25 protein-coding genes and 1 riboswitch are annotated in these 26,105 nt (G+C 71.6%); of the genes, 5 read left to right on the top strand and 20 right to left on the bottom strand.

The window, feature by feature from the left end:
* The first annotated feature begins 55 nt into the window (after positions 1-55).
* Entirely contained in the window at positions 56-1,918 is a 1,863-nt protein-coding gene (locus AB0I77_RS37770) for an AAA family ATPase (protein WP_363287315.1), read from the top strand.
* A gap of 24 nt (positions 1,919-1,942) precedes the next feature.
* Here the strand turns inward: AB0I77_RS37770 and AB0I77_RS37765 are convergent, their stop codons facing one another.
* The 10 genes from AB0I77_RS37765 to AB0I77_RS37720 all read right to left on the bottom strand — a co-directional run bounded on the left by AB0I77_RS37765 (position 1,943) and on the right by AB0I77_RS37720 (position 11,203).
* Positions 1,943-3,028, bottom strand: a complete 1,086-nt coding sequence (locus AB0I77_RS37765) for a hemolysin family protein (protein WP_363287314.1) — start codon at positions 3,026-3,028, stop codon at positions 1,943-1,945.
* The gene (locus tag AB0I77_RS37760) at positions 3,025-4,398 is read right to left on the bottom strand and encodes a hemolysin family protein (protein WP_363287313.1); all 1,374 of its coding nucleotides are present in this window, start codon (positions 4,396-4,398) and stop codon (positions 3,025-3,027) included. Before AB0I77_RS37760 ends, AB0I77_RS37765 begins: the two co-directional genes overlap by 4 nt.
* A 266-nt stretch (positions 4,399-4,664) precedes the next feature.
* The gene (locus tag AB0I77_RS37755; RefSeq protein WP_363287312.1) at positions 4,665-5,120 is read right to left on the bottom strand and encodes a PH domain-containing protein; all 456 of its coding nucleotides are present in this window, start codon (positions 5,118-5,120) and stop codon (positions 4,665-4,667) included.
* A 45-nt stretch (positions 5,121-5,165) separates the two neighbouring features.
* On the bottom strand, positions 5,166-6,014 hold the full coding sequence (gene hisG, locus AB0I77_RS37750; RefSeq protein WP_363287311.1) for an ATP phosphoribosyltransferase: 849 nt from the start codon (positions 6,012-6,014) through the stop codon (positions 5,166-5,168).
* Between the two features lie 51 nt (positions 6,015-6,065).
* Positions 6,066-6,338, bottom strand: coding sequence for a phosphoribosyl-ATP diphosphatase (locus tag AB0I77_RS37745; protein ID WP_020117406.1), 273 nt, complete (start codon positions 6,336-6,338; stop codon positions 6,066-6,068).
* Between the two features lie 13 nt (positions 6,339-6,351).
* Positions 6,352-6,858 (bottom strand): 6,7-dimethyl-8-ribityllumazine synthase, encoded by a 507-nt coding sequence (ribH, locus tag AB0I77_RS37740; protein ID WP_363287310.1) that lies wholly within the window; start codon positions 6,856-6,858, stop codon positions 6,352-6,354.
* Positions 6,859-6,877: 19 nt separating this feature from the next.
* Positions 6,878-8,251: a bifunctional 3,4-dihydroxy-2-butanone-4-phosphate synthase/GTP cyclohydrolase II gene (locus AB0I77_RS37735; RefSeq protein WP_363287309.1), complete on the bottom strand. Its 1,374-nt coding sequence runs from the start codon at positions 8,249-8,251 to the stop codon at positions 6,878-6,880.
* Positions 8,248-8,889, bottom strand: a complete 642-nt coding sequence (locus AB0I77_RS37730; protein ID WP_363287308.1) for a nicotinamide mononucleotide transporter family protein — start codon at positions 8,887-8,889, stop codon at positions 8,248-8,250. Before AB0I77_RS37730 ends, AB0I77_RS37735 begins: the two co-directional genes overlap by 4 nt.
* The gene (locus AB0I77_RS37725) at positions 8,886-9,488 is read right to left on the bottom strand and encodes a riboflavin synthase (protein WP_363287307.1); all 603 of its coding nucleotides are present in this window, start codon (positions 9,486-9,488) and stop codon (positions 8,886-8,888) included. The genes AB0I77_RS37730 and AB0I77_RS37725 overlap by 4 nt, the downstream gene beginning before the upstream one ends.
* A 145-nt stretch (positions 9,489-9,633) precedes the next feature.
* Positions 9,634-9,764: riboswitch (FMN riboswitch) on the bottom strand.
* 242 nt (positions 9,765-10,006) lie between these two features.
* Positions 10,007-11,203 (bottom strand): ROK family transcriptional regulator, encoded by a 1,197-nt coding sequence (locus AB0I77_RS37720; RefSeq protein WP_363287306.1) that lies wholly within the window; start codon positions 11,201-11,203, stop codon positions 10,007-10,009.
* Between the two features lie 129 nt (positions 11,204-11,332).
* Between AB0I77_RS37720 and AB0I77_RS37715 the strand changes: the two genes are divergently transcribed.
* Positions 11,333-12,544 (top strand): MFS transporter, encoded by a 1,212-nt coding sequence (locus tag AB0I77_RS37715; protein ID WP_363287305.1) that lies wholly within the window; start codon positions 11,333-11,335, stop codon positions 12,542-12,544.
* A gap of 2 nt (positions 12,545-12,546) precedes the next feature.
* Here AB0I77_RS37715 and AB0I77_RS37710 read toward each other — a convergent pair whose 3' ends face one another.
* The gene (locus AB0I77_RS37710; RefSeq protein ID WP_363287382.1) at positions 12,547-13,728 is read right to left on the bottom strand and encodes a glycoside hydrolase family 6 protein; all 1,182 of its coding nucleotides are present in this window, start codon (positions 13,726-13,728) and stop codon (positions 12,547-12,549) included.
* Positions 13,729-13,901: 173 nt separating this feature from the next.
* Here AB0I77_RS37710 and AB0I77_RS37705 point away from each other — a divergent pair, with 173 nt between their 5' ends.
* Positions 13,902-14,591 carry a DUF5995 family protein gene (locus tag AB0I77_RS37705; RefSeq protein ID WP_363287304.1) on the top strand — a complete coding sequence of 230 codons (690 nt, stop codon included), beginning with the start codon at positions 13,902-13,904 and terminating at the stop codon, positions 14,589-14,591.
* A gap of 7 nt (positions 14,592-14,598) precedes the next feature.
* On the opposite strand, the gene AB0I77_RS37700 is transcribed toward AB0I77_RS37705, so the two are convergent.
* The gene (locus AB0I77_RS37700) at positions 14,599-16,311 is read right to left on the bottom strand and encodes an NAD(P)/FAD-dependent oxidoreductase (RefSeq protein ID WP_363287303.1); all 1,713 of its coding nucleotides are present in this window, start codon (positions 16,309-16,311) and stop codon (positions 14,599-14,601) included.
* A gap of 38 nt (positions 16,312-16,349) precedes the next feature.
* Positions 16,350-17,138 carry a carbon-nitrogen hydrolase family protein gene (locus tag AB0I77_RS37695; protein ID WP_363287302.1) on the bottom strand — a complete coding sequence of 263 codons (789 nt, stop codon included), beginning with the start codon at positions 17,136-17,138 and terminating at the stop codon, positions 16,350-16,352.
* Positions 17,139-17,439: 301 nt separating this feature from the next.
* On the opposite strand from AB0I77_RS37695, the gene AB0I77_RS37690 reads away from it, so the two are divergent.
* Positions 17,440-17,979 carry a Repetin gene (locus AB0I77_RS37690; protein WP_363287301.1) on the top strand — a complete coding sequence of 180 codons (540 nt, stop codon included), beginning with the start codon at positions 17,440-17,442 and terminating at the stop codon, positions 17,977-17,979.
* On the opposite strand, the gene AB0I77_RS37685 is transcribed toward AB0I77_RS37690, so the two are convergent.
* The 6 genes from AB0I77_RS37685 to AB0I77_RS37660 all read right to left on the bottom strand — a co-directional run bounded on the left by AB0I77_RS37685 (position 17,948) and on the right by AB0I77_RS37660 (position 24,674).
* Positions 17,948-19,129 (bottom strand): MFS transporter, encoded by a 1,182-nt coding sequence (locus AB0I77_RS37685; RefSeq protein WP_363287300.1) that lies wholly within the window; start codon positions 19,127-19,129, stop codon positions 17,948-17,950. The genes AB0I77_RS37690 and AB0I77_RS37685 overlap by 32 nt on opposite strands.
* Before the next feature lie 107 nt (positions 19,130-19,236).
* Positions 19,237-20,706, bottom strand: a complete 1,470-nt coding sequence (locus AB0I77_RS37680) for an HAD-IA family hydrolase (protein ID WP_363287299.1) — start codon at positions 20,704-20,706, stop codon at positions 19,237-19,239.
* A gap of 28 nt (positions 20,707-20,734) precedes the next feature.
* Positions 20,735-21,811, bottom strand: coding sequence for an ABC transporter ATP-binding protein (locus AB0I77_RS37675; RefSeq protein WP_363287298.1), 1,077 nt, complete (start codon positions 21,809-21,811; stop codon positions 20,735-20,737).
* Positions 21,812-21,814: 3 nt separating this feature from the next.
* Positions 21,815-22,636 carry an ABC transporter permease subunit gene (locus AB0I77_RS37670; RefSeq protein ID WP_363287297.1) on the bottom strand — a complete coding sequence of 274 codons (822 nt, stop codon included), beginning with the start codon at positions 22,634-22,636 and terminating at the stop codon, positions 21,815-21,817.
* On the bottom strand, positions 22,624-23,520 hold the full coding sequence (locus tag AB0I77_RS37665) for an ABC transporter permease subunit (RefSeq protein WP_363287296.1): 897 nt from the start codon (positions 23,518-23,520) through the stop codon (positions 22,624-22,626). The genes AB0I77_RS37670 and AB0I77_RS37665 overlap by 13 nt, the downstream gene beginning before the upstream one ends.
* On the bottom strand, positions 23,517-24,674 hold the full coding sequence (locus tag AB0I77_RS37660; RefSeq protein ID WP_363287295.1) for an extracellular solute-binding protein: 1,158 nt from the start codon (positions 24,672-24,674) through the stop codon (positions 23,517-23,519). The genes AB0I77_RS37665 and AB0I77_RS37660 overlap by 4 nt, the downstream gene beginning before the upstream one ends.
* Positions 24,675-24,890: 216 nt before the next feature.
* On the opposite strand from AB0I77_RS37660, the gene AB0I77_RS37655 reads away from it, so the two are divergent.
* Complete coding sequence (locus AB0I77_RS37655) at positions 24,891-25,631, top strand: GntR family transcriptional regulator (RefSeq protein WP_363287294.1); 741 nt, start codon at positions 24,891-24,893, stop codon at positions 25,629-25,631.
* 18 nt (positions 25,632-25,649) lie between these two features.
* Here the strand turns inward: AB0I77_RS37655 and AB0I77_RS37650 are convergent, their stop codons facing one another.
* Positions 25,650-26,102, bottom strand: coding sequence for an Lrp/AsnC family transcriptional regulator (locus AB0I77_RS37650; RefSeq protein WP_363287293.1), 453 nt, complete (start codon positions 26,100-26,102; stop codon positions 25,650-25,652).
* Between the last annotated feature and the right edge of the window lie 3 nt (positions 26,103-26,105).

The following is a 26,105-nucleotide window of genomic DNA, read 5'->3' as shown; positions in this document are numbered from 1 at the left end:
GACGGGCACCGGCCCGCCGGCGAACCAAACGGGGGCACGGTTTGTGGGGGACGTGATGGACTTCGGCACGCGGGGCCCCGAGGCCCCGGCCGACCTCGCCTGGCTGCGAGGCGTGGACGCCTACACCATGGGCGCCTATCCACAGGCGGAGGAGGAGTTCCGCACCGCGGTGCGGATCGATCCCGGGATGGCCGACGGCTGGCTCGGACTGCACGCGCTGCGCGTGGACACCACGACCGCGCTGCTCAGGATGTTCCGGCACCGGGACCGCTTCGGCGAACAGCGCGCCCGCCACCGCCGCACCCTCAACTCCTGGTACTGGCTGGGCTGGTGGGTACAACCGGTGCTGGAGAGCCCGCGCGATCTGCTCCTCGCGCACGCCTCGCACTGGCTGGACGGTCGGCACGTCCCGGAACTGGACCGGGCCCTGGCGGGCCTGCCGCCGGTGGACACCGACGCACAGGTGCGTTTTCTGCACGCGTGCCGCGCCTATCTCGTCAAGGACTGGGAACAGCTGGTCCGGCACACCGACCCGCTGATCAACGACCCCATGCTGGGCATCGAGGCGGGCCTGTTCGGCGGCATGGCCCGGGTCCGGCTGGAGATGTACGGGCAGGCGGAACCGCTCCTGTCGTCGGCCCTGATGCGCTGCCGCAGCGAGCAGCCGCAGCGCAAGGAACTGCGCTACTGGCTGGCGCGGGCCCACGAGGGCACGGGCCGGTCCGCGGCCGCCCTCCCCCTGTACCGGGCCGTGCACCGCGTCGACCCGGCCTTCATGGACACCTCGGCCCGGCTGGCCGCGATCTCCGAGGGCGACGGCTACGACGACTCCGCCGACCTCGCGGCGATCACGCTCACCGGTGCCGGGCAGGACGCCCTGGACGGCCCCGACGGGCTCGACCCGCTCTTCGGCACCGAAGGCCGCGAGCTGAAGCTGACCGAGCCCGAGACGCCGGCCTCCGGACCTCTGCCGTCGGCCAGTGATCCCGCGGTGCGCGAGAAGGACCAACCCTCGCCGTCGCTGCCCGCCGGACCCACCGATCCCGCGTTGCTCGAGGAGGCGCTCGCCGAGCTGGAGCGCATGGTGGGCCTGGAGCCGGTCAAGCGCCAGGTCAAGGCGTTGTCCGCGCAGTTGAACATGGCCCGGCTGCGCGCCGGGCAGGGCCTGCCGGTCCAGCCGCCCAAGCGGCACTTCGTCTTCTCCGGCCCCTCGGGCACCGGCAAGACCACGGTGGCCCGCATCCTGGGCCGCGTCTTCTACGCCCTCGGGCTGCTCGGCGGCGACCATCTCGTCGAGGCCCAGCGCGCCGACCTGGTCGGCGAGTACCTCGGCCAGACCGCCGTGAAGGCCAACGAACTGATCGACTCCGCGCTCGGCGGCGTCCTCTTCGTCGACGAGGCCTACTCCCTCTCCAACTCCGGCTACGGCAAGGGCGACGCCTACGGCGACGAGGCACTTCAGGTGCTGCTGAAGCGCGCGGAGGACAACCGCGACCACCTGGTGGTGATCCTGGCCGGCTATCCCGAGGGCATGGACCGCCTCCTGACCGCCAACCCCGGGCTGTCGTCCCGCTTCACGACGCGCGTCGACTTCCCGTCGTACCGCCCGCTCGAACTCACGTCGATCGGCGAGGTGCTGGCCACGGAGAACGGCGACGTGTGGGACGAGGAGGCCCTCGACGAGCTGCGTTCGATCGCCGGGCATGTGGTGGACCAGGGGTGGATCGACGAGCTGGGCAACGGGCGGTTCCTGCGGACGCTGTACGAGAAGAGCTGTGCGTACCGGGATCTGCGGCTGTCGACGTATCCGGGGGCGCTGACCAGGGACGACCTGTCGACGCTCCGGCTGCCCGACCTGATGCAGGCGTACGGCGAGGTGCTGTCGGGGCGGGGGCCGCAGGATCCGTCGACGATGTGACGGATCCCGAGCCCCCACCCGTGGTCAGCTCGCCAGCGCCCCCTCCGGCTCCCCGCTCACCCGCGGCTCGGCGACCCGGACCTCCGGCACCTCCCGGTGTGCGGGATCCCGTACCTCGCCCACCAGCAGCTCCAGTACGTCCTCCAGCGCGACCAGGCCCAGCACCTTGCCGGACGCGTCGGCCACCTGCGCCAGGTGCGTGGCGGCCCGGCGCATCACCGTGAGCGCGTCGTCCAGCGGCAGTTCGGACCTGAGCGTCGTCATCGGCCGCCAGATCTGCTGCGGCACCGCCCGCTCGGAGTCCTCCGCGTCCAGTACGTCCTTCACGTGCAGGTAGCCCATGAAGGCGCCGTTCTCCGCGGCGACCGGGAAGCGGGAGTAGCCGGTGCGGGCGGTGAGCTCGACGATCTGCCCCGGGGTGACCGAGGGGCTGACCGTGATCAGCGACTCGCGCTTCAGGAGCACGTCCGTCACCGGGCGGGAGCCCAGCTCCAGCGCGTCCTCCAGGCGTTCCTGCTCCTCGGGGCCGAGCAGACCGGCCTGGCCGGAGTCCTCCACGAGCCGATTGAGCTGTTCGCTGGTGAAGACCGCCTCGATCTCGTCCTTGGGCTCGACGTGGAAGAGCCGCAGGATGCCCCGGGCGCAGGCGCCGAGGGCCACCGTGATGGGCCGGCACAGGCGGGCGAAGGCGACCAGTCCGGGGCTGAGCCACAGCGCGGCCTTCTCCGGGGCCGCCATCGCGAGGTTCTTCGGGACCATCTCGCCGATGACGAGGTGGAAGAAGATCACCGAGACGAGCGCGATCACGTACCCGAGGGGGTGGATCATCTCGTGCGGCAGGTGGATCCACTCGAAGACCGGCTCCAGCACATGTGCCACGGTCGGCTCCGCGACCGCGCCCAGGGTCAGCGAGCAGACGGTGATGCCGAACTGGGCGGCGGCCATCATCTGCGGCAGCCGCTCCAGGCCGTACAGGACCTGCCGGGCCCGGGCGGTGCCGAGCGGTTCGATCTGGCTGCGACGCACGGAGACGAGCGCGAACTCGGCACCGACGAAGAAGCCGTTGGCGAGCACGAGCAGCCCGGCGAACAGAAGTTGGAGCACGGTCATCGGCCGGCCTCCACGACAGAGGTGGCGGGCACTGCGGACACGGTGGACACAGCGGCCTCTGCGACGGGGGCCGTGCGCACGAGTCGTACCCGCTCCGCGCGATAGTGCCCGATCTGGCGCACGGACAGCCGCCAGCCCGGCAGCTCGGCCCTGTCGCCGACGGCCGGGATGCGGCCGAGGAGATCGGCGATCAGTCCGGCGACGGTCTCGTACGGCCCCTCGGGCACCTCGAGGCCTATGCGTCGCAGGACGTCGACCCGGCAGCTGCCGTCGGCCTCCCAGGTGGGCCTGCCGTCCTCCGGCGGGGCGGCGGCGAGTTCGGGGAGGTCATGGCCGTCGTGTTCGTCGCGGACCTCGCCGACGATCTCCTCGACGATGTCCTCCAGGGTGACGACGCCGGCCGTGCCGCCGTACTCGTCGACGACGACCGCGATGGGCTGCTCGCTGCGCAGCCGGGCGAGCAGGGGCTGCACCGGGAGCGTCTCGGGCACGAGCAGCGCCGGACGCGCGATGCGCCCCACGGGAGTGCGCAGCCGGTCGCGCACGGGTACGGCCAGGGCGTCCTTGAGGTGCACCATGCCGACGACCTCGTCGATCCTGTCGCGGTAGACGGGGAAGCGGGACAGACCGGTGGCGCGGGTCAGGTTGACCACGTCCTCGGCGGTGGCCGACGACTGGAGCGCGCTGACCTTCACGCGCGGGGTCATGACGTGCTGCGCGGTCAGCCCGCCCAGGGACAGTGTCCGGACGAAGAGGTCCGCGGTGTCCTGCTCCAGGGCGCCGGCCCGTGCGGAGTGCCGGGCCAGGGAGACGAGTTCGCCGGGGGTGCGGGCGGAGGCCAGCTCCTCGGCGGGTTCGACGCCCATCGCGCGGACCAGACGGTTGGCGACCGCGTTCAGACCGGCGATCACCGGGTGGAACAGACGCGCGAACGCGTGCTGCGGGCCCGCGACGAAGCGCGCGACCTGCATCGGCTTGGACACGGCCCAGTTCTTGGGCACCAGTTCGCCGATCACCATCTGCACGGCCGAGGCCAGCAGCATGCCGACGGTCACGGCGACACCGGGGACGGCTCCCTCGGGGATGCCGGTCGCGGTGATGGGGCCGTGCAGCAGCTCCGCCAGCGCCGGTTCGGCGAGCATGCCGACGACGAGGGAGGTGATGGTGATGCCGAGCTGGGTGCCGGAGAGCTGGAAGGACAGCTCCTTGAGGGATTCGACGACCGTACGGGCCCGTCGGTCGCCCTCGGCGGCGGCCTTCTCGGCGTCCGTCGCCTCGACCGTCACCAGGCCGAACTCGGCCGCCACGAAGAATCCGTTGGCGAGAATCAGCAGGAAGGCCGCTCCGAGGAGCAGCAAGGGGATGGTCATGATGCCGCCGCCTCCGCGTACACGCGGACTGCGAGGTCGCGGTCCGCGGTATGTCGGCAGGGGGCGGCGCAGGTACTACAGGACGATCCGTCCATCGCCGGAGAGGGTCACTCCTCGCGTAGCAGGAACCCCTGTGCGCCGGGTGGCGCGCAGGGGCGGAGGCGCAGCGAATAAGCCTCCGCGAACAGATTAATCAAGACAGGGGCCGATGCGGCAGGGTGAACAGCCCCGACTCCGCCCTGATTCCGCCCTGAATCCGCCCGAAGTCAGCCCTGAGGTGCCTCGGGGTCCGCGGTGGAACGGGCCTCGGCGAGCGCTCGCAGCGTCCGTGCGTCGGCGATGGCGCGCTGTTTGGCGATGCCGGGCTGGATGCCGAGCGCGGGCAGGCTGGTGCCGTCGCTGAGGTTGAGGAACACCCACGGGTCACCCGGGCGGAGGTTCACCTGGATGATTTCGGCCCAGGCCAGACGGCGCCTGCTGGCGATGTTGACGACGGTCACACCGGACTCGTCGGCGACGACCTTCGGCCGGGACAGCACCAGCAGCACGCCGAACAGGAGCGCCCCGGTGAAGACGAAGCTGAGGCGCTCGCCCGGGCTGAGCTGCTCCAGCAGCATCGCGACCGTGGTGATGACCACGAAGATCGCGACGCCGGCGGTCAGCAGGACGACACGGGTGCGGCCCGGCCGGAACGTGACGGGGAGGGCGGGCAGTTCGGACATCTCGCGGTATCCCTGTATCCCTGTATCCCTATTTCCCTGTATCCCTCAGAGACGGCAGGCGTGGATGGCCGTCGTCAGGATGGCCCGGGCGCCGATGTCGTACAGGTCGTCCATGATCCGCTGGGCTTCCTTGGCCGGAACCATCGCCCGGACGGCGACCCAGCCCTCGTTGTGCAGCGGGGAGACGGTCGGGGACTCCAGACCGGGAGTGAGCGCGACGGCCTTCTCCAGCTGCTCGACGCGGCAGTCGTAGTCCATCATCACGTACGTCCGGGCCACCAGGACGCCCTGGAGGCGGCGCAGGAACTGCTGCACCTTGGACTCTTCGCCGTTCTCGCCGGTACGGCGGATCACGACGGCCTCGGACTTCATGATCGGCTCGCCGATGACCTCCAGGCCCGCGTTGCGCAGCGAGGTGCCCGTCTCGACGACGTCCGCGATGACCTCGGCGACGCCGAGCTCGATGGCGGTCTCGACGGCGCCGTCGAGGTGGACGACGGAGGCGTCGATGCCCTGGTCGGCGAGGTGCTTGGCGACGATGCCCTCGTAGGAGGTCGCGACCGTCATGCCGTTGAGGTCCTGCACGCCGCCTGCCGTGCCCGGCTTGGTGGCGTAGCGGAAGGTGGAGCGGGCGAAGCCGAGCGGGAGGATCTCCTCGGCGTTGGCGCCCGAGTCGATCAGCAGGTCGCGGCCGGTGATGCCGATGTCGAGCTTGCCGGAGGAGACGTAGATCGCGATGTCGCGGGGGCGGAGGTAGAAGAACTCGACCTCGTTCTCCGGGTCGACGATCCGCAGCTCCTTGGCCTCGCGGCGCTGCTGGTAGCCGGCCTCATGCAGCATCTCCGCCGCAGGGCCTGACAGGGAACCCTTGTTGGGGACGGCGATGCGCAGCATGAGGTCGGCTTCCTTTGTTCGTTCTGTACGGGGATGTGTGCGGGGTACGGCTCAGAGGTGGGCGTAGACGTCGTCCAGGGAGATGCCGCGGGCGACCATCATCACCTGGACGTGGTACAGCAGCTGCGAGATCTCCTCGGCGGCCGCCTCCTTGCCCTCGTACTCTGCGGCCATCCAGACCTCGGCGGCCTCTTCGACGACCTTCTTGCCGATGGCATGGACGCCCTTGCCGACCAGCTCCGCGGTGCGGGAAGTCGCGGGGTCGCCGTTTGCGGCCTTGTGCTGGAGCTCGGTGAAGAGCTCCTCGAACGTCTTATTGGACATGGTGGCGCTCACTTTACGCGTTGAGCCGGCCCGCCTGACGCCACGGTTCGGATACTGAGCGGATGAGGGCCGCGGTCGCCACCGCCGCCGTCACCGCCTCGTGCCCCTTGTCCTCGCTGGAGCCCTCGATGCCCGCCCGGTCCAGGGCCTGCTCCTCGGTGTCGCAGGTGAGGACTCCCATGCCGACGGGGACGCCGGTGTCGACCGAGACCTGGGTCAGGCCCTGGGTGACGCCCTGGCACACGTACTCGAAGTGCGGGGTGCCGCCGCGGATGACGACACCGAGGGCGACGATCGCGTCGTAGCCGCGGCCCGCGAGGACCTTGGCGACGACCGGGAGTTCCCAGCTGCCGGGGACCCTGAGCACGGTCGGCTCGTCGATTCCCAGGTCGTGCAGGGCGCGCAGGGCGCCGTCCACCAGACCTTCCATCACCTTCTCGTGCCACTGCGCCGCGATGACGGCGACCCGAAGGTCCCCGACCTTGCGTACGGACAGTTCCGGTGCACCCTTGCCGCTCACGTCTCTCCTTGGTGGTTTCTTACTGGTTGCCGCAGGTGGAGACGGGGGTCGTCTCCAGCCAGGGCAGGTCGTGCCCCATCCGGTCCCGCTTGGTGCGCAGGTAGCGGAGGTTGTGCTCGCCCGCCTTCACGGGCATCGGCTCGCGGCCGGTGACCTTGAGGCCGTGGCGGACGAGCGCGTCGGTCTTGTCGGGGTTGTTGGTCATCAGGCGCACGCTGTGGACGCCGAGGTCCTTCAGGATCTGCGCGCCGGCGCCGTAATCCCGGGCGTCGGCGGGCAGGCCGAGCTCCAGGTTGGCGTCGAGGGTGTCGTGGCCCTGCTCCTGGAGCTCGTACGCCCGGAGTTTGGACAGCAGACCGATGCCGCGCCCCTCGTGTCCGCGCAGGTAGACCACCACTCCCCTGCCCTCCGCCTGGATGCGCTCCAAAGAGGCGTCCAGCTGGGGGCCGCAGTCGCAGCGCAGGGAGTGGAACACGTCGCCGGTGAGGCACTCGGAGTGGACGCGGACGACGACGTCCTCGCCGTCGCCGATCTCGCCGTGCACGAGGGCGACGTGCTCGACGCCGTCGACGGTGGAGCGGTAGCCGTACGCCGTGAACGTGCCGTGGGCGGTGGGCAGGTGGACCTCGGCCTCGCGGCGGACCGTGGGCTCGGAGGTGCGGCGGTAGGCGATCAGGTCCTCGATGGAGATGATCGTCAGGCCGTGCTTGCGGGCGAACGGGATCAGCTCGGGCAGGCGCAGCATGCGGCCGTCCTCGCCGGCGATCTCGACGATCGCGCCGGCCGGCCGCAGGCCCGCCAGGCGCGCGAGGTCGACGGCGGCCTCGGTGTGGCCGTTGCGGACGAGGACACCGCCGGGCCTGGCGCGGAGCGGGAAGACGTGGCCGGGGCGGACCAGGTCCGCGGGCTGCGCCGTACCGCTCGCGAGGAGCTGGAGCGTGGTCGCGCGGTCGGAGGCCGAGATCCCGGTGCTCACGCCGTGGGCGGCCGAGGCGTCCACGGAGACGGTGAACGCGGTCTTCATCGACTCGGTGTTGTCCTCGACCATCTGCGGGAGCCGGAGCCGGTCCAGTTCCGGGCCCTCCATGGGCGCGCAGATCAGGCCGCGGCACTCGCTCATCATGAAGGCGACGATCTCGGGGGTCGCCTTCTCGGCGGCTACGACGAGGTCGCCCTCGTTCTCGCGGTCCTCGTCGTCGACGACCACGATCGGGCGGCCGGCCGCGATGTCCGCGATGGCCTGCTCGATCGGGTCGAGCGCGAAGTCCTCGATGCCGTCGGTGCTGTACAGGATCGGTGGGACAAGAGGAGTGGCGCGATGGGGGTCCCCCCAGGCTTTCGGCTCTGGGGGAGCCTCGTTCAGGGCGGTGGTGGGTGACGGGCGGGCAGTCATGCCGGCGCTCCTTCCAGGACGGGCTGCGAGGCCTTGCGGGAGCGCAGCCACCAGTCGCGCATGCCCCACAGGACGATTGCGCCGTAGATGACGTAGACGAAGCCGGAGAAGGCATAGCCGTTGGCGAAGTTCAGGGGGACGCCGACCAGGTCGACGAGCAGCCAGGCGAACCAGAACTCGACCATGCCGCGCGCCTGGGCGTACATGGCGACGACGGTGCCGACGAAGATGTAGGCGTCCGGCCAGGGGTCCCAGGACAGGGTCGGGTACGCCTTGAAGAGCAGCGCCACCGCGACCGTGCCGAGGGCGGCGGCGGCGACCATCGCCGCGCGCTCGCGCCAGGTGGCGAAGCGCGGGGTGATCTGGCCGTCCTGGGACTCGCCCTTGCGGCGGTTCCACTGCCACCAGCCGTACAGGGCGACGACCATGACGACGGCCTGCTTGCCGGCGCTCCCGGTGAGGTGGCCGAAGAAGGCGCCGAAGAGGACGAGGCCGGAGAGGAACTGCACCGGCCAGGTCCACAGGGAGCGGCGCCAGCCGAGGGCGAGGGTGATCAGACCGAGGATGTTGCCGATCATGTCCGACCAGAGGATGTGCTGGTCGAACAGGACGAATGCCTCGGAGTTGAGGGAGTTCACCGCGCGGCCCCCGGGGTGCCCAGCAGTCGCTCGACGTACTTGGCGATGATGTCGACCTCGAGGTTGACCGGGTCGCCGGGCTGCTTGAGGCCGAGCGTGGTCAGGGCGAGGGTGGTGGGGATGAGGCTGACGGTGAAGTAGTCGGGGCCGGCGTCGACGACGGTGAGGCTGATGCCGTCGACGGTGATGGAGCCCTTCTCGACGACATAGCGCGCGAGGTCCGCCGGGAGCGAGACCTTGACGATCTCCCAGTGCTCGGACAGCTTGCGCTCCAGCACCTGCCCGGTGCCGTCGACGTGCCCCTGCACGATGTGCCCGCCGAGGCGGGCGCCGACGGCGGTGGGACGTTCGAGGTTGACGCGGGAGCCGACGGCGAGGACGCCCAGGCTGGAGCGGTTCAGGGTTTCGGCCATCACATCGGCGGTGAACTCGTCGCCCTCGTGATCGACGACGGTCAGACAGACGCCGTTGACGGCGATGGAGTCGCCGTGCTTCGCACCCTCGGTGACGGCGGGGCCACGCAGCCGGAAGCGGGAGGCGTCGCCGAGATTCTCGACGGCGGTGACCTCACCCAGCTCTTCGACGATTCCGGTGAACACTTCCCGGGTCCTCCTGCCTCTTCGGGCACGGACTCCGGGGCTGTCGATGACGACAGAATGTACGAACGGGAACACCGGGGGCGACGCCGGACGGAGCCCGCCCAAGGGACGAACCGATACGGCGGCGCGCACGAATGCCCGCCCGCCGCGCACTGCCTCCCATCCGGACTTTAACCGTCGGTCCAGGAATTTCACCTAGTCAACCGGCCGCTGGAAGCGACCGGGTCGCGGACTGTAACCGCCGGTTCGGACTTTCACCGACCCCGGAGTGCGCTGCTTCTGGTACACGGCAAGTGTGCCACGCCGGATCGACGCCCATGCGGGCGAACGGTGTGGGGTGACTCACAGGAAGTGCCGCTGGACTTCTCAAGTCGGCCCGCCTGCTGGAGTCTTGATCCGCATGGTCTAGTCCTTTTGGCCACTCCAGACCGGTCCGGCGGCGGTGACGACGGCCCTTGCCCGCCGCCGGGCCCCTCATCCGGAAAGGAACCCCGACGCAAGCCCCGCAACCAGTGCGGCTACCCGGGCTTCCGGGGTGCGAAGAGTTCCTCCTGTGCCCGGTCGCGGGCCGTCAGCAGTGCCCCTCGCAGCACCGCGCCGCCGCCCAGCGTGCTGGGGCGCACCTCCGTGGGCAGGGGGGACATCCGGGCGAGCCGGTGATGGACGCGGGTGGCGAGGGTGTCGCCGCCGGCGCGGCCGATCTCGCCGGCCAGGACCACGCAGCCGGGATCCAGCACGGAGACGACCGCGGCGGCGCCCAGGGCGACGCGGTCGGCGAGGGCGTCGAGGAAACGGTCGGCGGACGGGTCCCGGCCGGCCCGGCCGACCGCCTCGCGGACCAGCGCCGTCGCGTACGGCTCGGGCGCGGCGGGCGCCGCCGTCATACCGTGCGCCACGGCCAGGCCGGCCACCGCCCCGGCTCCGGCGAGGGAGTGGAAACCGCCGTCGCAGTCGGTGGCGGAGGGCAGCCGTGTGGTGCCCGGCACCGGCAGGAAGCCGATCTCGCCCGCGCCGCCGGAGACGCCCCGGCGCAGCGTGCCGTCGAGGACGACTGCGGCGCCGATGCCGAGGCCCAGCCACAGCAGCACGAACGTGTCCCGGTCCCGGGCCGCACCGTCACGCTGTTCCGCCAGCGCCGCGAGGTTGGTCTCGTTCTCGACGCTGACCCGGGCCTGAGGGAACCTTTCCTGGAGGGCGGCCACCAGTCGCCGGTGCCACTCGGGCAGGCCCGACGAGTCGCGGAGTTCACCGCTCGCCGGGTCGATCAGGCCGGGCGCGCCGATGCCGAGGGTGTGCAGCCGGTCGGCCCCCGCCTCCTTCGCCACGCGCTCGACCAGCGTGACCGCCTGCTCCACCGCGGGCCCCGTCCCCGCGTCGTCGCCGATCGGCACGGACGCCTCGGCGAGCACCTGCCCGAGCAGGTCGGACACGAGGACCGAGACGCCCTGGGTCCGGACGTCCAGCGCGGCCAGTTGGGCCCGGTCGGCCACGATGCCGTACAGCTTCGCGTTCGGCCCGCGTCGCTGCTCGCCCGACTCCCCGACGACCGCGATGAGGCCGGCGGCGGTGAGGCGTTCGACGAGGTCGGCGACGGTCGGCCGGGACAGGCCGGTCAGCTGTTTCAGCTGACCTGCCGTCAACGGGCCCTCCTGCTGGAGCAGGCGCAGGGCGAGCCCGTCGTTGATGGCCCGGGCGGTGCTCGGGGATGCGGGCATGCCGGGATCCTCCCAGATCGGCTGAGCCGTACGGATGGCACGGCCGTAAATCCCCTATCTATCAGGAAGGGACCCTGATAGTTTACGCGGCGGCTTCAGCGAGGCGGCATGACCGGGAGGGACCGGAGAATGAGTGGCGTGCTCTACGAACAGCGCGAGGTGAGGCAGGCCAGGTACGCCGTGGCCGCCGTGTTCGCCGTGCACGGCGCCGTGACCGGCTCGTTCGCGACCCGCGTGCCGTGGATCCAGGACCACGCCTCGGTGAGCGCCGGGCAGCTGGGGCTCGCCCTCGCCTTCCCCGCGCTCGGCGCGTCCGTGGCGATGCCGCTCGCGGGCCGCATCAGCCACCGCTTCGGCGCCCGCAACGCCCTGCGCGGCCTGATCGCCCTGTGGACGCTGTCGCTGATCCTGCCCTCGCTCGCCCCGAACCTCCTCACCCTCTGCCTGGCGCTGTTCGTCTACGGCGCCACGGCGGGCATGGCGGACGTGGCGATGAACGCGCTGGGCGTCGAGATCGAGAACCGCCTGGGCCGGTCGATCATGTCCGGGCTGCACGGCATGTGGAGCGCGGGCGCCCTGATCGGCTCGGCGGCCGGCACGCTCGCCGCGCACCTGGGCGCGGACGCCCGGCTGCACCACGCGCTGGCGGCCGGCGTTCTCACCGTTCTCGGCGTGGCCATGTGCGCGTGGGTGCTCGATCTGCAACCCGCGCAGGACGAGGAACCGCCGCCCCGTTTCGCGCTGCCGCCCAAGTCGGCGCTGCTCATCGGCGCGGTCGGGTTCTGCGCGGTGTTCGCGGAGGGCGCGAGCCTGGACTGGTCGGCGGTCTATCTGCGCGATCGGCTGGAGTCCTCGGCCGGCCTCGCGGCCGCCTGCACGACGGGCTTCACGCTCACCATGGCGATCGCCCGGTTCGCCGGCGACAAGGTCGTGGACCGGTTCGGCTCCGTGCGCACGGTCCGTGCCGGGGGCTTCCTCGCCGTCCTGGGCGGCCTGCTCATCGTCGTGGCGGACCATCCGGCGGTGGCGATGGGCGGGTTCGCGCTCATGGGGCTGGGCATCGCCGTCGTCGTACCGCTGTGCTTCGCCGCGGCGGGCCGCAGCGGGCCGAACCCCAGCCTGGCCATCGCGGGTGTCGCGACCATCACGTACACCTCGGGTCTGATCGCGCCGAGCGCCATCGGCGGTCTGGCCGAGGTGACCAGCCTGACGGTGTCGTTCGGTCTGGTGACGGTGCTGGCGTGCGGGATCGTGGCCTTCGCGGGCGTACTGCGCGCGGGCGACCGCGACCGGCCGAAGGTCGGTCGGCGGGCCGCGGCGGTTGCCGACCCACGGCCCTGAACTCAGCGCGCCAACTCGTAGGCGTACGACGGCGTGAACGTCCCCGGCGCGCCCTTGCAGCCGTCCGACTCCCCCGGCAGCTTCACCCACAGGTAGCCGTCGATCCGCGGCTCCCCGGTGTTCAGCGTGGGCGCCCGGCCGAGCTTCCGTCCGGCCGGGTCGCACCACTCGCCGTCGGCCGGGGCGCCGTTGCCGTTGCGGCTGGTGTCGATGACGGCGCCCAGGTTCGCCGGGCCGCCCAGGGCGTCGAGGACCCGGCGGTCGTAGGCGATCTCGTCGGCCGTGCGGTGGAAGTTGGAGACGTTGCTGAAGATGCCGTCGGAGGAGGCGGCCGAGGCGGCGCCGGCCTGCCGCAGCCAACCCGCCTGTTTCGCGGCCGCGTTCCAGCCGGAGTGGCCGGCGTCGTAGTAGACGCGTGCCTCGGGGTTGGCGGCCTTGAGGACGCGGCCCGCGCGGGCCAGCGAGGCGAAGCGGCGGGATCGTTCGCCCGTCGAAAGACACTCGGCCTGGGCGACCGAGTCGGGCTCCAGGACGACGACGACCTTCCCGGAGCCCAGCCCGGCGGCGAAGTCGTCGATCCAGGCGTCGTAGGCGGCGAGGCCGGGCGCCCCGCCCTGTGAGGCGCCGCCGCAGTCGCGGCCGGGTATCGCGTACGGCACGAGCACCGGCACCCGGCCCTGTGCCGCGCCTGCCGAGGTGACCGCGCGGACCCGGGCGGTGATGGTCGACGGCGTGAAGTCGGCGAACCAGACGGCCGCCGGCCGGTCGGCTATGCGGGAGGCGATGACCGCGTGACGCGGGTCGCCGCCGTGGGCGCGCACCCAGTCGAGCACCTGGGAGTCGGGATGGCGGTAGAGCCGGGCGGACGCGGGTGCGGGCCGCTGCTTCTCCCGCTGCTCCGTCTTCGTCGGGGACGGCGAGGAACTGGCCTTCTTCTTCGGGGAGTTCGAGGTGTTCGGGGACTTCGGGGACTTCGGGGACTTCTGGGACTTCTGGGAAGGCGAGGCGGACTCACTCGCGCCGGGAGAGGCGAACGGCGTGGATGCGGCGGGCACAGGCGCCAGATACGGCGAGCTGGTCACCTCGGGCCTGGCCGCCTCGTCGGAGCCACGCCCTTCGTCGAGCGCGGACAGCATCCCGGTCACGGTGCCGACCGCGACCACGACCGAGGCGGCGGCGACCATGGCGCCACGCCGGGCAGCCCGCCTGCGCTCGGCCCGGCGCGCGGCCAGGCGCTGGGCACGTGTGCCTGACACGGTGCCGCTCCCCCTCCCCCGCGACGGGCGCGTTCCCCCGTTCTGGGGAAGCGTCGGGCCCGCCGGTACCCGGGCCAGCCTAAAGCTGCGACTCTGCCCTCATGGTGCAATGCGAACAATTCACCACCCCCGTCGACGGGGTCATCTCCCGTATGCGCGCGCTCGACTCGACCTTGCCGGCCGGGGACGGAGTCGCCGTCTTCAACCGCGTCTACCTCGCCGTCACCGAGGCGGTCGACCAGCGCATCGACGCCGGGAGGTTCGGGGACCCGCGAGCCGCGATCACGCTGGACGTACGGTTCGCGGAGCGCTACTTGGCGGCCGTCGACGCGGCGTCCGGCGAGCGGCGACCGCCGGCCTGCTGGCGACCCCTGTTCCAGCTCCGCCGCCATCCCGGCGTACGACCGCTTCAGTTCGCGCTCGCGGGCATCAATGCGCATATCGGCCACGACCTCGCGCTCGCCGTCGTGGACACCTGTCGTACGCTCGGCTGCGAACCCGCCGATGTGGAGGACGAGTTCGACCGCGTGGGCGATCTCCTCGTCTCGCTGGAGGAGCGCATCCGCGAAGAACTGATGCCGGGCCCCGACCTCCTCCAGATCGCCGACCCGCTCACCCATCTGCTCGGCGCGTGGAGCCTGGAGCGGGCCCGGGACGCCACCTGGACCGCGGCCCGGGCCCTGTGGGCACTGCGCGGACTGCCCGATGTCGCCGAGGAGTTCACCGAGGGGTTGGACGCGGCGGTGGGACTCGCGGGGCGCATGCTGCTCACGCCCCTGCGCGACCGTTGAGCTAGACCTAATCCTCCGGAAGTTCGACCGGCGCGATCTCGTCGTAGAGGTCACCCGGGCCGGGGTTCGCCGGGTCGGTCGTCCCGCCGAAGTGGTGCATGACGCCCCAGACCGCGTTCAGCGCGGTCTGGACGGCGCCCTCGGCCCAGCCCGCCGTCCAGGAGATGTCGTCTCCGGCGAGGAAGACGCCCCGCTTGTCGGCGGGCAGCCGGTCCTGCATGAAGTGGGTGAACAGGCGCCGCTGATAGCGGTAGTGGCCGGGCAGGTTGGCCTTGAAGGCGCCCATGAAGCAGGGCTCGTTCTCCCAGGAGACGGTCACCGGGTTGCCGATGATGTGCTTCCTGATGTCGACCTTCGGATAGATCTCGCCGAGCGACTTCAGCATGACGTCCATCCGCTCGTTCGCGGACAGCGGCAGCCACTTCAGACTGTCGTCGCACCAGGTGTAGGAGAGGCAGATGACGGCGGGCTTGTCCGGGCCGTCGTCGAGGAGGTAGGTGCCGCGCGTCATGCGGTCGGTGAGCGTCATCGACATGACGTCACGGCCGGTCGGATTTCCTCTGTCGTCGACCGCCTTGTCCAGCCAGAACGGCCGGTCGACGGGCACGAAGAGCTTGCTGGACTCCATGTAGTGAGTCCGCTCGATCGCCGTCCAGTGGTCGATCGGGAACAGCGAGTCGTCGCAGGCGATCTTGGACAGCAGCATCCAGGACTGGGCGGTGAAGATCGCCGTCCGGTAGGTGCGGATGTCGCCGCCGGCGTCGGTCACGGTGATCCGGTCGCCGGCCGTGCGGTGCAGGCGGGTCACCGCCGGGCGCGGCTCGCCGCCGGTGTGCAGGGACTTCAGAGACGTCCCGTAGGGCCAGTGCACGATCTTCTCCGGCTCCCGCTCCCACAGGCGCAGCGGCAGCTGCTGGGAGCCGCCGACGATGCCGCGGTGGTGGTCGTCGGCCTCGGTGTAGACGACGCGGAGGATTTCGAGGATGGAGTTGGGGAAGTCCGTGTCCCAGCCGCCCGTTCCGAAGCCGACCTGGCCGAAGATCTCGCGGTGCCGGAAGGACTTGAAGGCATCGGAGTCGCAGAGGAAGCCGTAGAAGGTCTGGTCGTCGAGCTTCTCGACGAGCTTCGCCCAGATCTCGCGGATGCGCGGGATGTCCCGCTCGCGCATGGCCCGGTTCATGTCGGAGAAGTCGGCGCCCTCCTCCAGACACCGGCTCCAGGCGTGCGCCACGTCCCGGTAGATCTGCGGCAGGTCGGCGGCTGTCTCGGCGTAGTGCGACTCGCCCTTGAGGTCGACGACCGTCGAAGGGGTCGCTGCCGCGAGGGGGTTGGGGAACGGCCGGGTCTCGAGTCCCACGAGGTCGATGTAGTGCTGGAGAGCCGTGGAGGACGGCGGGAAGCGCATCGCGCCCAGCTCGGCGGTGAGGGACGGGTCGCAGCCCTCGAAGCCGACGGTCCGCAGCCGGCCGCCGATCCGGTCGGCCTCGTAGACGACGGGCTTGAGGCCCATCTTCATCAGCTCGTACGCGGCGACGATGCCGGACAGGCCCCCGCCGATGACCGCGACCTCGGTGCCGTGCTCGGTGGCGGGTATCCGGCCCAGGCCCGCCGGGTGGGCGAGGAAGTCGTCGTAGGCGTAGGGGAAGTCCGGGCCGAACATGGTGATCGGCGGCTGCCGTTCGTCTGCGTGCTCGGCGGCGTTGGGCACGGTGGACGTCATGGGGTAGGGACTCCTTGCACACGAAGAACAGAGAGGGTTCAGGCCAGGGACCCGTAGAGGCCCGGGCGGCGGTCCTTCAGATACGGGTTCGCCTCGCGGGACGCGGCGAGGAACGCGGGGTCGACGTCCGCGAGCAGAAGCTCCTCGCCGCGGCCGGCGCGGGTGCGGGCGACTCCGTCGGGTCCGGCGAGGGTGGAGAGCCCGACGAAGTCGAACTCGCCCTCCTGGCCGATCCGGTTGACGTAGGCCACGTACATCTGGTTCTCGAAGGCCCGCACCGGCACGACGGACTCGGCGACGAACTGGAACGGGTGCATCTGCGCGGTCGGCACCAGCAGGAGGTCGGTACCGGCGAGGGCGTGGGCCCGGACGTTCTCCGGGAACTCGACGTCGTAGCAGATCATGATCCCGACGCGGAGGCCGTTCAGTTCGGCCTGGACGACCGGCTGGTCGCCCGGGGTGAAGTGGTCGCGCTCGAAGCGGCCGAAGAGGTGGGTCTTGCGGTAGTCGGCGAGGCGGGTGCCGTCGGCGGAGATCAGCTGGGCGGAGTTGAAGACCTGGTCGGCGGCGCGCTCGGGATAGCCGTAGACGATCGCGAGGCCGTTTCGGGTGGCGATCTCGGCGACCGCGTCCGCCGAGTCACCGTCGGCGGGCTCGGCGAGGCGGCCGATGTCGTCGCCGATCGCGTATCCGGTGAGGAACATCTCCGGCGCGGCAAGGAGCCCGGCGCCCGCTGCGGCGGCCCGGCCCGCGGCCTCGTCGAGGACCTTGAGGTTCTCGACGGTCGAGCCGGGGCGGCCGGAGCTCTGGAGCAGGGCGGTGCGCATGAGTGTTCCTCACCGGGGCGAAAGGGGTGGTTGCGGGGGCCACGTAGACGGTACGGGCGGCGGGTTTCGGTGGACAAGGAGGAGCCGTTGCGCGTCCGTGAACGGTTCGTTGCGCATGTCGGCGGTTCGGCGGCGATTCGTTGCACGCCGCGAGTCGTAGTGCGGCTCCGCCTGGAGGCGCAGGTGGGGGCCGGGTGCTCCGCCGGGCGGCGGAGGAGGGGTGACGTCTTCGGGTCGATGTGGCGGGAGGCGGGCGCCGGAAGAGTGATGACCGTCCGCTTCACCCGCTGAAAGGGCCGTCATGAACCGTCGTACGAAGACCGCCGTGCTCGGTGCCACGCTGCTGCTGACCGCGACCGCGGCGGCCTCCGCCTCCGCCGCCGCCTCCGAGGAGAAGCGGCGGGAGGCCGCCGCGCTCACCGGCTCCGCCAGGATGCAGCGGCCGGATGCCGGGGAGGACCTGATGTTCTCGTTCGACGCGCACCTCGCGGTGAAGGACCGCGACGACCCGTCCCGGGCCACCGGCACCTTCGAGTTCAGCCACTACCTGAACGGCACCGGCGCCTGGGCGAAGGCCGAGGTCGACTGTCTCGTCACCGGCGGCAAGGTGGCCGTCGTCTCCGGAGTGGTCACGGACACCAACCTGGACGAGATCAAGGGCCACCGCGTCGGCGTCACCGTCCACGACACCGGCGACGCCGACCGGGTCGGCTACAGCTGGGCGGCGACCGAGGACATGGGCCCCGCGGACCTGCCGAGATGTGTGAGCTCCGCACCCTACGAGAAGGTCGAGAAGGGCACGGGTGACTTCACGGTCGTGCCTTGGCAGCCCAGGTTCTAGCCGCCGCCAGCAGCGCCGTCAGCAGATACGGCACCGCGAACAGCGCGAAGACGGTGCTGTGCGCCATCGTCGTACCGAGCGTCGCGTACCCGCCGTACACCGCGAGGGTGACCAGCTCGGTGCCCAGGCCCGCGACCGAGGTCAGGGTGGCCCGGCCGGTGCTGTCGATCCGTTGCTGGAGGCGGGCGTCGGCGAGCACCTCGGCCAGCTGGAAGCCGCCGAAGGCGAGGGCCACGAGCGCGATGCCGGCCGGGGTGCGGGTCAGGGCTCCTGCGGCCAGGGCGAGTGCGGCGCCCGCCAGCACTACGGCGAATCCGGTCGTGTTCAGGCGTTCGGCCGCTCCGGCCAGCAGGCTGCCGACCGTGGCTCCCGCCCAGATCAGCAGGATCAGGTAAGGCACCGTCCCGTCCGCCACGCCGGTGGCGCGGATCAGGAGCGGGGTGTACTCGTCGAGCGCGCCCCACACCGCGGCGACGGCGGGGACGAGCAGGAGGGCACCGCGTACGGAACGGTCCCCGTGGGCTTCGGCGAGACCTGCCCGCAGGGTCGTCACCCAGCCCCAGCCGTCGTCCCCGTCCCCGCCTCCGTCCTTCGGCGGCAGCCGGTGCTCCGGGAACCGGGTCGCCGTCGCCGCGGCCAGCAGACAGGCCAGGACGCTCGCCGCGCCCACGGCCGGGTAGCCGCCGAGCGCGAAGACCGGGGCGGCGAGTCCCACCGACGCCATCGTGGCCAGCACGCGGGCCGCCCGGGACCGGCCCATCACACGCGCGTACCGGTGGGCCGCGCCGAGCCGGTCCAGCTCGTCGTACACCAGCGCCTCCAGGGCGCCGGAGCCGAGCGCTCCCCCGGCGCCCCACAGGACGAAGCCGAGCGCGAACGCCCAGTACGACGGGACGATCACCCACAGGGCGAAGCCGACGGCGGTGAGCAGGGGGCCGAGCCACAGCAGCGTCCGTCGGGAGACGGCGTCGGCCCAGGCGCCGGAGGGGATCTCCAGCAGTACGCCGGTGAGCGACCAGAGGGCGAACAGGGAGGAGATCTGCCACAGGGACAGGCCGGTGTCGCTGAACAGGAGCGCGTACACCGGGTAGAGCAGGACGAAGTCGTCGAGGAACGCGTAGCCGTACAGCGTGGCCGACAGTCGGCGCACGCCGGTGGCATCGAGGTTGCGGGCGGTGAATCAATGTCGTCGGGTCATGACATCGATGGTAGCCAGAGACGGGCGTGCGGCCGAGTGGTTTGACTGCTTTGACGGGATCAGGCCGGCGGCCCGTCCGGGCGGCCCGGCGCGAAGGTGGTGATCACCGCCGCGTGGTCGGACGGCCAGTCGTTGTCCTCGACGTCCGGCCAGCGCCGGGGGCGGCCGCTGACGTACGTGCGGGAGTCGAGGACGCGCAGGCCCCGGTGGAGGACGAAGTCGATCCGGTCCTGCGGCTCCGGCCGGCCGCTGCCGTCCTCGTGCTCGGCGTGGACCGGGGACCAGGTGTGGCCGGGATCCCGGGCGGGGTCGGGACGCGCCTCGCGGTAGGAGTCGCGCAGGCCCGCCTCCTCGGCCGCCCTGGTCACCGGCCACGCGACCGCCGGCCGGTCCAGGTGGGAGGGGCTGTTGAAGTCGCCCACCAGGACGACGGGCACTGCCTCGTCGGCCACCTCGGCGATCCGGCGCAGGGTGTCTCGCATCTGCGCGAGCCGCACCTCCTCGTGAGCGATCAGTTCGGGTGCGGCCAGCCCGTCGAAGGCGGACTCGTAGGGCCCGTACGGCGTGTAGTCGAGGTGGGCCGTCCAGACGTCCGCCTCCCGCCCGTCGCCGGTTCTGATCCGGACGCCGGCGGCTCCGTAGAAGCCGACGTCGGGGTCGCCGAAACGCTGCGTGATCGGGTGGCGGCTGATGACGCCGAGGTTCTCCCCGGCCCGGTGGTGGTGCCAGCCGAGGGCGTCGGCGAGTTCCTCGGCGGCCGTGCCGTACGTCTCCTGGAGGCCGACCACGTCCACGTCCGTCTCCGTGATGACCTTGAGCTGCTTGGCCCGGTGGTCGTGCACCTTGGTGCCGCCGTGCCAGAGGTTCCAGGTCATGACGCGCAGCTCGTACGGCAGCAGGGAGCGCAGCCGGTCCGGGGTGACGCCCTCCAGGGCGGCCAGGACGGTCCGTCCGGGGGCGGCCTCGATCGGGGCGAGCGAGGGCACCGCGAGGACCGTGCAGCCGGCCGCCTCGGCGGAGCTGACGCCGGTCTGGGTGTCCTCGACGGCGACGCAGGCCGCCGGGTCGACGCCGAGGGCGCGGCAGGCGGCGAGGTAGGGGTCGGGGGCGGGCTTGGTGTGCTCGGTGTCGTCGGCGGTGACCGAGACCGCGAAGCGGCTCGCGCCGAGCGCTTCCAGCACGGTGTCGGCGACGGCTCTGGGGGACGCGGTCACCAGAGCCGTGGGGACGCCGTCGCGGGCGAGGGCGTCGAGCAGGTCGAGCGCGCCGGGGCGCGGCACGATGCCGGTGCGGACGCGGGCCGCGAACTCCCGGTGGAGCGCGGCGGCGAGATCCGCGACGGGCAGGCCGGTGGCCGCGGACAGCCAGGCGGCCGTGTGCTCGACGGGACGGCCGAGCACCTCCGGCTGGTCGGCCTCCGTCAGGGACCGGCCGGCGACGCGTTCCACCGCCTCCCACCACAGGCGCTCGGTGTCGACGAGCGTGCCGTCCATGTCGAACAGGACGGCTTGGAGCGGGAGTTGAGTCACGGTTGTCTCTTTCCTACGTGGGGGGAGTTCAGCGGGTGCGTTCCGCCACCAGCACCGGCCGCTCCGGCAGCGACACGCTCACCGGGGCGCCCGCGCCGAGCACGGCGGCCTCGTGCGTGGGCAGGTCGGCCTTGACCTCCGTACCGTCGGCGAGCCGTACGGTGAGCCGGGTGGCCGCGCCGAGGAACGCCGTGGCGACGACCCGCGCGTCACCTCCGCCGTCGGCCCGTACCCCGACCGCCTCGGGCCGCACCAGGACGTCCACGTCGGTCGCCGCCGGGGCCTGGCCGTCGACCGGCAGCCGCTGTCCCAGCACCTCCACGGTGCCGTCGGACAGCCGTCCGGGAACGCGGCTCATGGTGCCCACGAACTCGGCGACGAAGGCGGTGGTCGGCCGGCCGTACAACTCGGCCGGGGCAGCGCACTGTTCGAGCCGTCCGGCGTGCATCACGGCGACCCGGTCCGCCATGGACAGCGCCTCCTCCTGGTCGTGGGTCACGAACAGCGTGGTGATGCCGAGCTCCTGCTGGAGGCGCCGGATCTCCTCGCGGAGCGTCAGCCGCACCTTGGCGTCGAGTGCCGACAGGGGTTCGTCGAGCAGCAGCACGCGCGGGCGCAGGGCGAGGGCCCGGGCGAGCGCGACGCGCTGCTGCTGGCCGCCGGAGAGCTGGTGCGGGTACCGCTCGCCCTTGTCCGCGAGGCCGACCAGCTCCAGCAACTCGGCGGCGCGCGCCCGTCGTTCGGCGGTACGCACCTTGCGCATCCGCAGCCCGAAGGCCACGTTGTCGAGCGCGTGCAGATGCGGGAAGAGGCTGTACGACTGGAAGACCATCCCGGCGTCGCGCCGGTGGGCCGGTACCCGGGTGACGTCCTCGCCGTCGACCAGCACCTCGCCGGAGTCGGGGTGTTCGAACCCGGCGAGCATGCGCAGCGCGGTGGTCTTGCCGCAGCCGGACGGGCCGAGCAGGGCGAGGAGTTCACCGGGGCGGACGGTCAGGTCCAGGCCGTCGAGGGCGACGGTCGGCCCGAACTCCCTTCGCAGGCCTCGGAATTCGACGGTGGCGGCCTCGGTCGCGGCGGACTTCTCGACGAGCGTGGTGGTCATGGGTCATCCCTGGGAGACGGTACGGGGGGCGGACCGGCGTCCGCCGAGGCCGGCGAGGACGAGAAGCAGGGCCCAGGTCAGGAGCAGACTGAGCACGGACACGGCGACGGACAACTGCGCCTGCGAGCCGCTGACGTTCACGATCCACACGGCGAAGGGCTGGAAGCCGAGCAGTTGTGCCACGGTGTACTCGCCGAGCACCAGGGCCAGCGTGAGGAAGGACGCGTTGAGCAGCGCGCCGCGCAGGTTGGGCAGGACGACCCGCACCAGCGTCTGCGGCCAGCCGGCCCCGCAGCTGCGGGCGGCCTCGACGAGGGTGCGTACGTCGACGGCGCGCAGCCCGGCGTCCAGGGCGCGGTACACGAACGGCAGCGCCATCACGACGTAGGCCAGGACGAGGACGACGGGGAAGTCGGGGTTCTGGATCGCCACGAACGTCTGGAACAGCGGCGTCCGCGAGAGGTGCTCCGGGCCCCACTTCAAAATGGTGCTGAGGCCGGCGACGAACGCGATCGGCGGCACGACCAGCGGCAGCGAGCACACCACCTCGACGACCGGCCCGAGCCGGGGCGCCCCGAGCCGCAGGGCGACCATGGCGGGCACCATCAGCAGCAGTACGACGGCGATGGTGGCGGCGGCCAGCTCCAGCGAGAGCAGCAGGCCGGAGGTGAAGCCGGCGGCGGAGACGATCTGTGAGTAGGCGTCGAAGGTGATGCCCTGCCCGGGCACGTCGACCGTGAAGACCACGGACGCGGCCAGCGGCAGCAGGAAGTACAGCGCGGCGAGGCCGAGCACGCCCCACCGCCACAGGTTCAGGCGAGCCATCGCGCGCTCCGGCGTTGCAGGGGCAGGTACACGGCCATGACCAGTCCGGCGACCAGGACCATGTCGAGGCTGAGGGCGAGCGCCACGTTCTCCTGGCCGACCAGCACGTTGCCGGACAGGGCGTCGGCGATCTGCAGGGTGACCAGCGGGATCGAACTGCCCACCATGGCGGCGGCGGTGGCGTACGCGGCGAAGGCGCTGCCGAACAGCAGCACGAGACCGCCGAGGAGGGAGGGCGCGAGGACGGGCAGGGCGACGTGCCGCCAGTACTGCGCGGGGGTGGCGCCGTTGTTGCGCGCGGCCTCGCGCCACTGGGAGCGCAGCCCGTCCAGGGCCGGGGTGATGGTGAGCACCATCAGCGGGATCAGGAAATACAGGTAGACGATCACCAGACCCCAGAAGCTGTAGAGGTCCCAGCCCTTGTCCCGCAGGCCCAGATGCCGGGTCAGCACACCGGCGTTGCCGAGCGTGGCGACGAAGGCGAAGGCCAGCGGGACCCCGCCGAAGTTGGCGAGCACCCCGGACGCGGTGAGCACGGCCTCGCGCAGCGCGCGGAAGCGGGAGGTCACCACGGCCTGGGCGAGCGGCAGCCCGAGCACGGCCGCGAGGCAGGCGGAGACGGCGGACAGCTTGACGCTGCCGAGCAGGGCCGTCAGATAGGCGCCCTCGAGTGAGGCGGTCAGATTCTCGGTGGAGTACGAACTGGCGCCCGTGGCCTGGTCCTTGACGGTGAAGGCGCCGTCGAGCACGGCCAGGGCGGGCAGCCCGAAGGCGACCGCGGTGAAGGCGAGCAGCGGGACGACGGCGAGCCAGCCGAGGGGACGGCGCCGCCGCTTCACCACAGCGGCACTCGCCACGTCGACCCGTTCGACAGTCGCGGTCATCCGGAGACGGCCTTCGCCCAGCCCTGTGCGAGGACCGTCTTGGCCTTGTCCTGCTGGGCCTCGGTCGGGAAGGAGGGCGTACCGGAGACCTCGGGCAGCTTGGCCGCGGCCGTCTTGTCGAGGGTGCCGGCCTTCTCCATGGCGGGCATCAGGGCGGGCCGGGCGTATCCCTTGAGCCACAGGTTCTGGCCCTCGGCGCTGTAGAGGTACTCCTCCCACAGGCGGGCGGCGGCCGGGTGCGGGGCGTCCTTGTTGACGGCCTGGGAGTAGTACTGGGAGAACTTGCCGTCGCTGGGCACCGACACCTTCCAGTCGACACCCTTGGACTTGAACTCGTCGGCGTACCCGGCGTTGAGGTAGTCCCAGTCGATGCTGATGGGCGTCTCGCCCTTCTGGACGGTGGCCGGGGTCGACTCGACGGGCGTGTAGTTGCCGCTCTTCTTCAGCTTGGCGAAGAAGTCGAGGCCGGGCTGGATGTCGTCGAAGGAGCCGCCGTTGGCGAGGGAGGCCGCCCAGACGCCGCCGAAGGCCGAACCGGACTTGGTGGGGTTGCCGTTGAGGGCGACCTGGCCCTTGTACTGCGGCTTGAGCAGGTCGGCGAAGGTGGTCGGACACGTGGTCACGCGCTTGGCGTCGCAACCGATGGAGATGTAGCCGCCGTAGTCGTTGAACCACTGGCCCTTCGGGTCCTTCTGGCCCTCGGGGATGTCGGCGAAGGCCGCCACCTTGTAGGGCGCGAGGAGCCCCTGCTGGGCGGCGCTCAGCGTGAAGGAGCTGCCGAGGTCGAGGACGTCCGGCGCCCGGCTCTGGCCCTTCCTGGTGGTGACGGCGTTGATCTCGTCCTGGCTGGAGCCGTCCGGGTTGTCGACGGCGACCTTGATGCCGTACTTCTCCTCGAAGCCGTCGATGAGGGCACCGTAGTTGGCCCAGTCGCGGGGCAGCGCGATGGCGTTCAGCGTGCCCTCCTTCTTCGCCGCGGCGACCAGCTGCGACATGCCTCCGAAGTCGGCGACCGAGGTCGCGTCCGCGGCGCTCTTGCCGTCGGCGGTGGTCGACGTGGACTCGGGGGCGGCGCCGCAGGCGCTCAGGGCGAGCGCGGCGACGACGGCTAGGGCGCCGCCACGGACGGCTGTTCTCGGCAGGGACACGGTCACGGCTTCTCCAGGGGACGCGCAAGGGTGCAGGAGCCAAACAGAGATAACTTGTCTGAACAAGTTGGCCTCAGTAGGTCTGCCGCTGGTGTCGTGCTCGTAAACACTGGCGAAACGCTGACCCCTGAGTTCCTGCACAATCCCGGCCTGCCCGGATCACCGTTGGATCTCGACTACGCTGGTCACGCTGTGCACAGCGGCTGACTCCAAGGGGGGAGCATGGCGGCACGACACGAAGAGATCGCCGACGAACTGCGCAGGGCGATCGACCGCGAGGAGTACACCGTCGGCAGCCTGCTGCCCGCCGAGACGGACCTCGCGGCCCACTACGGCGTCTCGCGCGGCACGGTCCGCCAGGCCGTCGCGGCGCTGACCGCCGAGGGACTCATCGGCTCACGCCAGGGCGCCCGCCGCGTGGTGCTCGCCAACCGCCGCAGCCAGAGCTTCGCCGAGCTGCGCAGCTTCGCCCAGTGGGCGCGCGCGATGGGCCGCGAGGCGACCGGCCGGGTGGTGGCGCAGGAGTACCGCCCGGCGACCGCCGAGGACGCCGTACGCCTCCAACTGCGCGAGGAAACCCCGGTGTTGCACGTCCTGCGGCTGCGCGGCCTGGACGGCGAGCCGGTCCTGCTGGAGCGGACCGTGTACGCCGACTGGATCTCCCCCGCGGTCGAGTCGATCGAGCCGGGCTGCCCGTCCGTCACCCAGCGCCTGTACGACGACACGGGCCTGGTCTTCGCGTACGGCGAGCACGTCATCGACGCGGTCGCGGCGGGCGCCCGGGACGCCGAACTGCTCGGCGTCCGCCGGACGAGTCCGCTGCTGCGGGTGCGCCGGGTGACGACGACACCTGAGGGCCGCCCGGTGGAATGGTCGGACGACCGCTACCGCTCCGACGCGGTGAGCTTCAGCGTGCACAACTCGACGGGGAACAACGCGCTGGCCCGCAAGGCGGCCGGCTGAAGGGGTCCTTGCGACCGCTCAGGTCGGCGAGCCCGACGAGAAGCGGCGCAGTAGCGGGGACAGGACGAGCACGGACTTCGTCCGCTCCACGAACGGCTCCCCCGCGATCCGCTCCAGGACCCGTTCGAAGTGCCTCATGTCGGAGGCGAAGACCTGGACGATCGCGTCCGCGGCGCCGGTGACGGTCGACGCGGCCACGACCTCCTGGTAGCGCTCCAGGCCGCGCTGGATGGCCTGCGGCGAGGTGTTGCCCCGGCAGTAGATCTCGACGAAGCCCTCCGTCTTCCAGCCGAGGGCCGCCGGGTCCACCCTGACGGTGAAGCCGGTGATGGCTCCGGTGGCGCGCAGCCGGTCCACGCGCCGTTTCACGGCGGGCGCGGACAGACCGACCAACTGCCCGATGTCCGCGTAGGAACGGCGGGCGTCCTCGGCGAGGGCGTGCACGATGCGTTCGTCGAGATCATTCAGCACTGC

The sequence above is a fragment of the Streptomyces sp. NPDC050619 genome (assembly GCF_040654815.1).
Lineage (GTDB): Bacteria > Actinomycetota > Actinomycetes > Streptomycetales > Streptomycetaceae > Streptomyces.
The sequence above is the reverse complement of the archived record's forward strand: the minus strand, read 5'-3'. Positions and strand labels throughout refer to the sequence as shown.

Excerpts from the sequence above, each read along its gene's own strand:
- AB0I77_RS37720 (WP_363287306.1), bottom strand. The coding sequence starts at position 11,203 with ATGCCCGCATCCCCGAGCACCGCCCGGGCCATCAACGACGGGCTCGCC.
- hisG (WP_363287311.1), bottom strand. The coding sequence starts at position 6,014 with ATGCTGCGCATCGCCGTCCCCAACAAGGGTTCCCTGTCAGGCCCTGCG.
- AB0I77_RS37705 (WP_363287304.1), top strand. The coding sequence starts at position 13,902 with ATGGTGCAATGCGAACAATTCACCACCCCCGTCGACGGGGTCATCTCC.
- AB0I77_RS37760 (WP_363287313.1), bottom strand. The coding sequence starts at position 4,398 with ATGACCATCCCCTTGCTGCTCCTCGGAGCGGCCTTCCTGCTGATTCTC.
- AB0I77_RS37715 (WP_363287305.1), top strand. The coding sequence starts at position 11,333 with ATGAGTGGCGTGCTCTACGAACAGCGCGAGGTGAGGCAGGCCAGGTAC.
- AB0I77_RS37755 (WP_363287312.1), bottom strand. The coding sequence starts at position 5,120 with ATGTCCGAACTGCCCGCCCTCCCCGTCACGTTCCGGCCGGGCCGCACC.
- AB0I77_RS37690 (WP_363287301.1), top strand. The coding sequence starts at position 17,440 with ATGAACCGTCGTACGAAGACCGCCGTGCTCGGTGCCACGCTGCTGCTG.
- AB0I77_RS37670 (WP_363287297.1), bottom strand. The coding sequence starts at position 22,636 with ATGGCTCGCCTGAACCTGTGGCGGTGGGGCGTGCTCGGCCTCGCCGCG.
- AB0I77_RS37655 (WP_363287294.1), top strand. The coding sequence starts at position 24,891 with ATGGCGGCACGACACGAAGAGATCGCCGACGAACTGCGCAGGGCGATC.
- AB0I77_RS37770 (WP_363287315.1), top strand. The coding sequence starts at position 56 with ATGGACTTCGGCACGCGGGGCCCCGAGGCCCCGGCCGACCTCGCCTGG.
- AB0I77_RS37745 (WP_020117406.1), bottom strand. The coding sequence starts at position 6,338 with ATGTCCAATAAGACGTTCGAGGAGCTCTTCACCGAGCTCCAGCACAAG.
- AB0I77_RS37665 (WP_363287296.1), bottom strand. The coding sequence starts at position 23,520 with ATGACCGCGACTGTCGAACGGGTCGACGTGGCGAGTGCCGCTGTGGTG.
- AB0I77_RS37675 (WP_363287298.1), bottom strand. The coding sequence starts at position 21,811 with ATGACCACCACGCTCGTCGAGAAGTCCGCCGCGACCGAGGCCGCCACC.
- AB0I77_RS37735 (WP_363287309.1), bottom strand. The coding sequence starts at position 8,251 with ATGACTGCCCGCCCGTCACCCACCACCGCCCTGAACGAGGCTCCCCCA.
- AB0I77_RS37700 (WP_363287303.1), bottom strand. The coding sequence starts at position 16,311 with ATGACGTCCACCGTGCCCAACGCCGCCGAGCACGCAGACGAACGGCAG.
- AB0I77_RS37710 (WP_363287382.1), bottom strand. The coding sequence starts at position 13,728 with ATGGTCGCCGCCGCCTCGGTCGTGGTCGCGGTCGGCACCGTGACCGGG.
- AB0I77_RS37695 (WP_363287302.1), bottom strand. The coding sequence starts at position 17,138 with ATGCGCACCGCCCTGCTCCAGAGCTCCGGCCGCCCCGGCTCGACCGTC.
- AB0I77_RS37765 (WP_363287314.1), bottom strand. The coding sequence starts at position 3,028 with ATGACCGTGCTCCAACTTCTGTTCGCCGGGCTGCTCGTGCTCGCCAAC.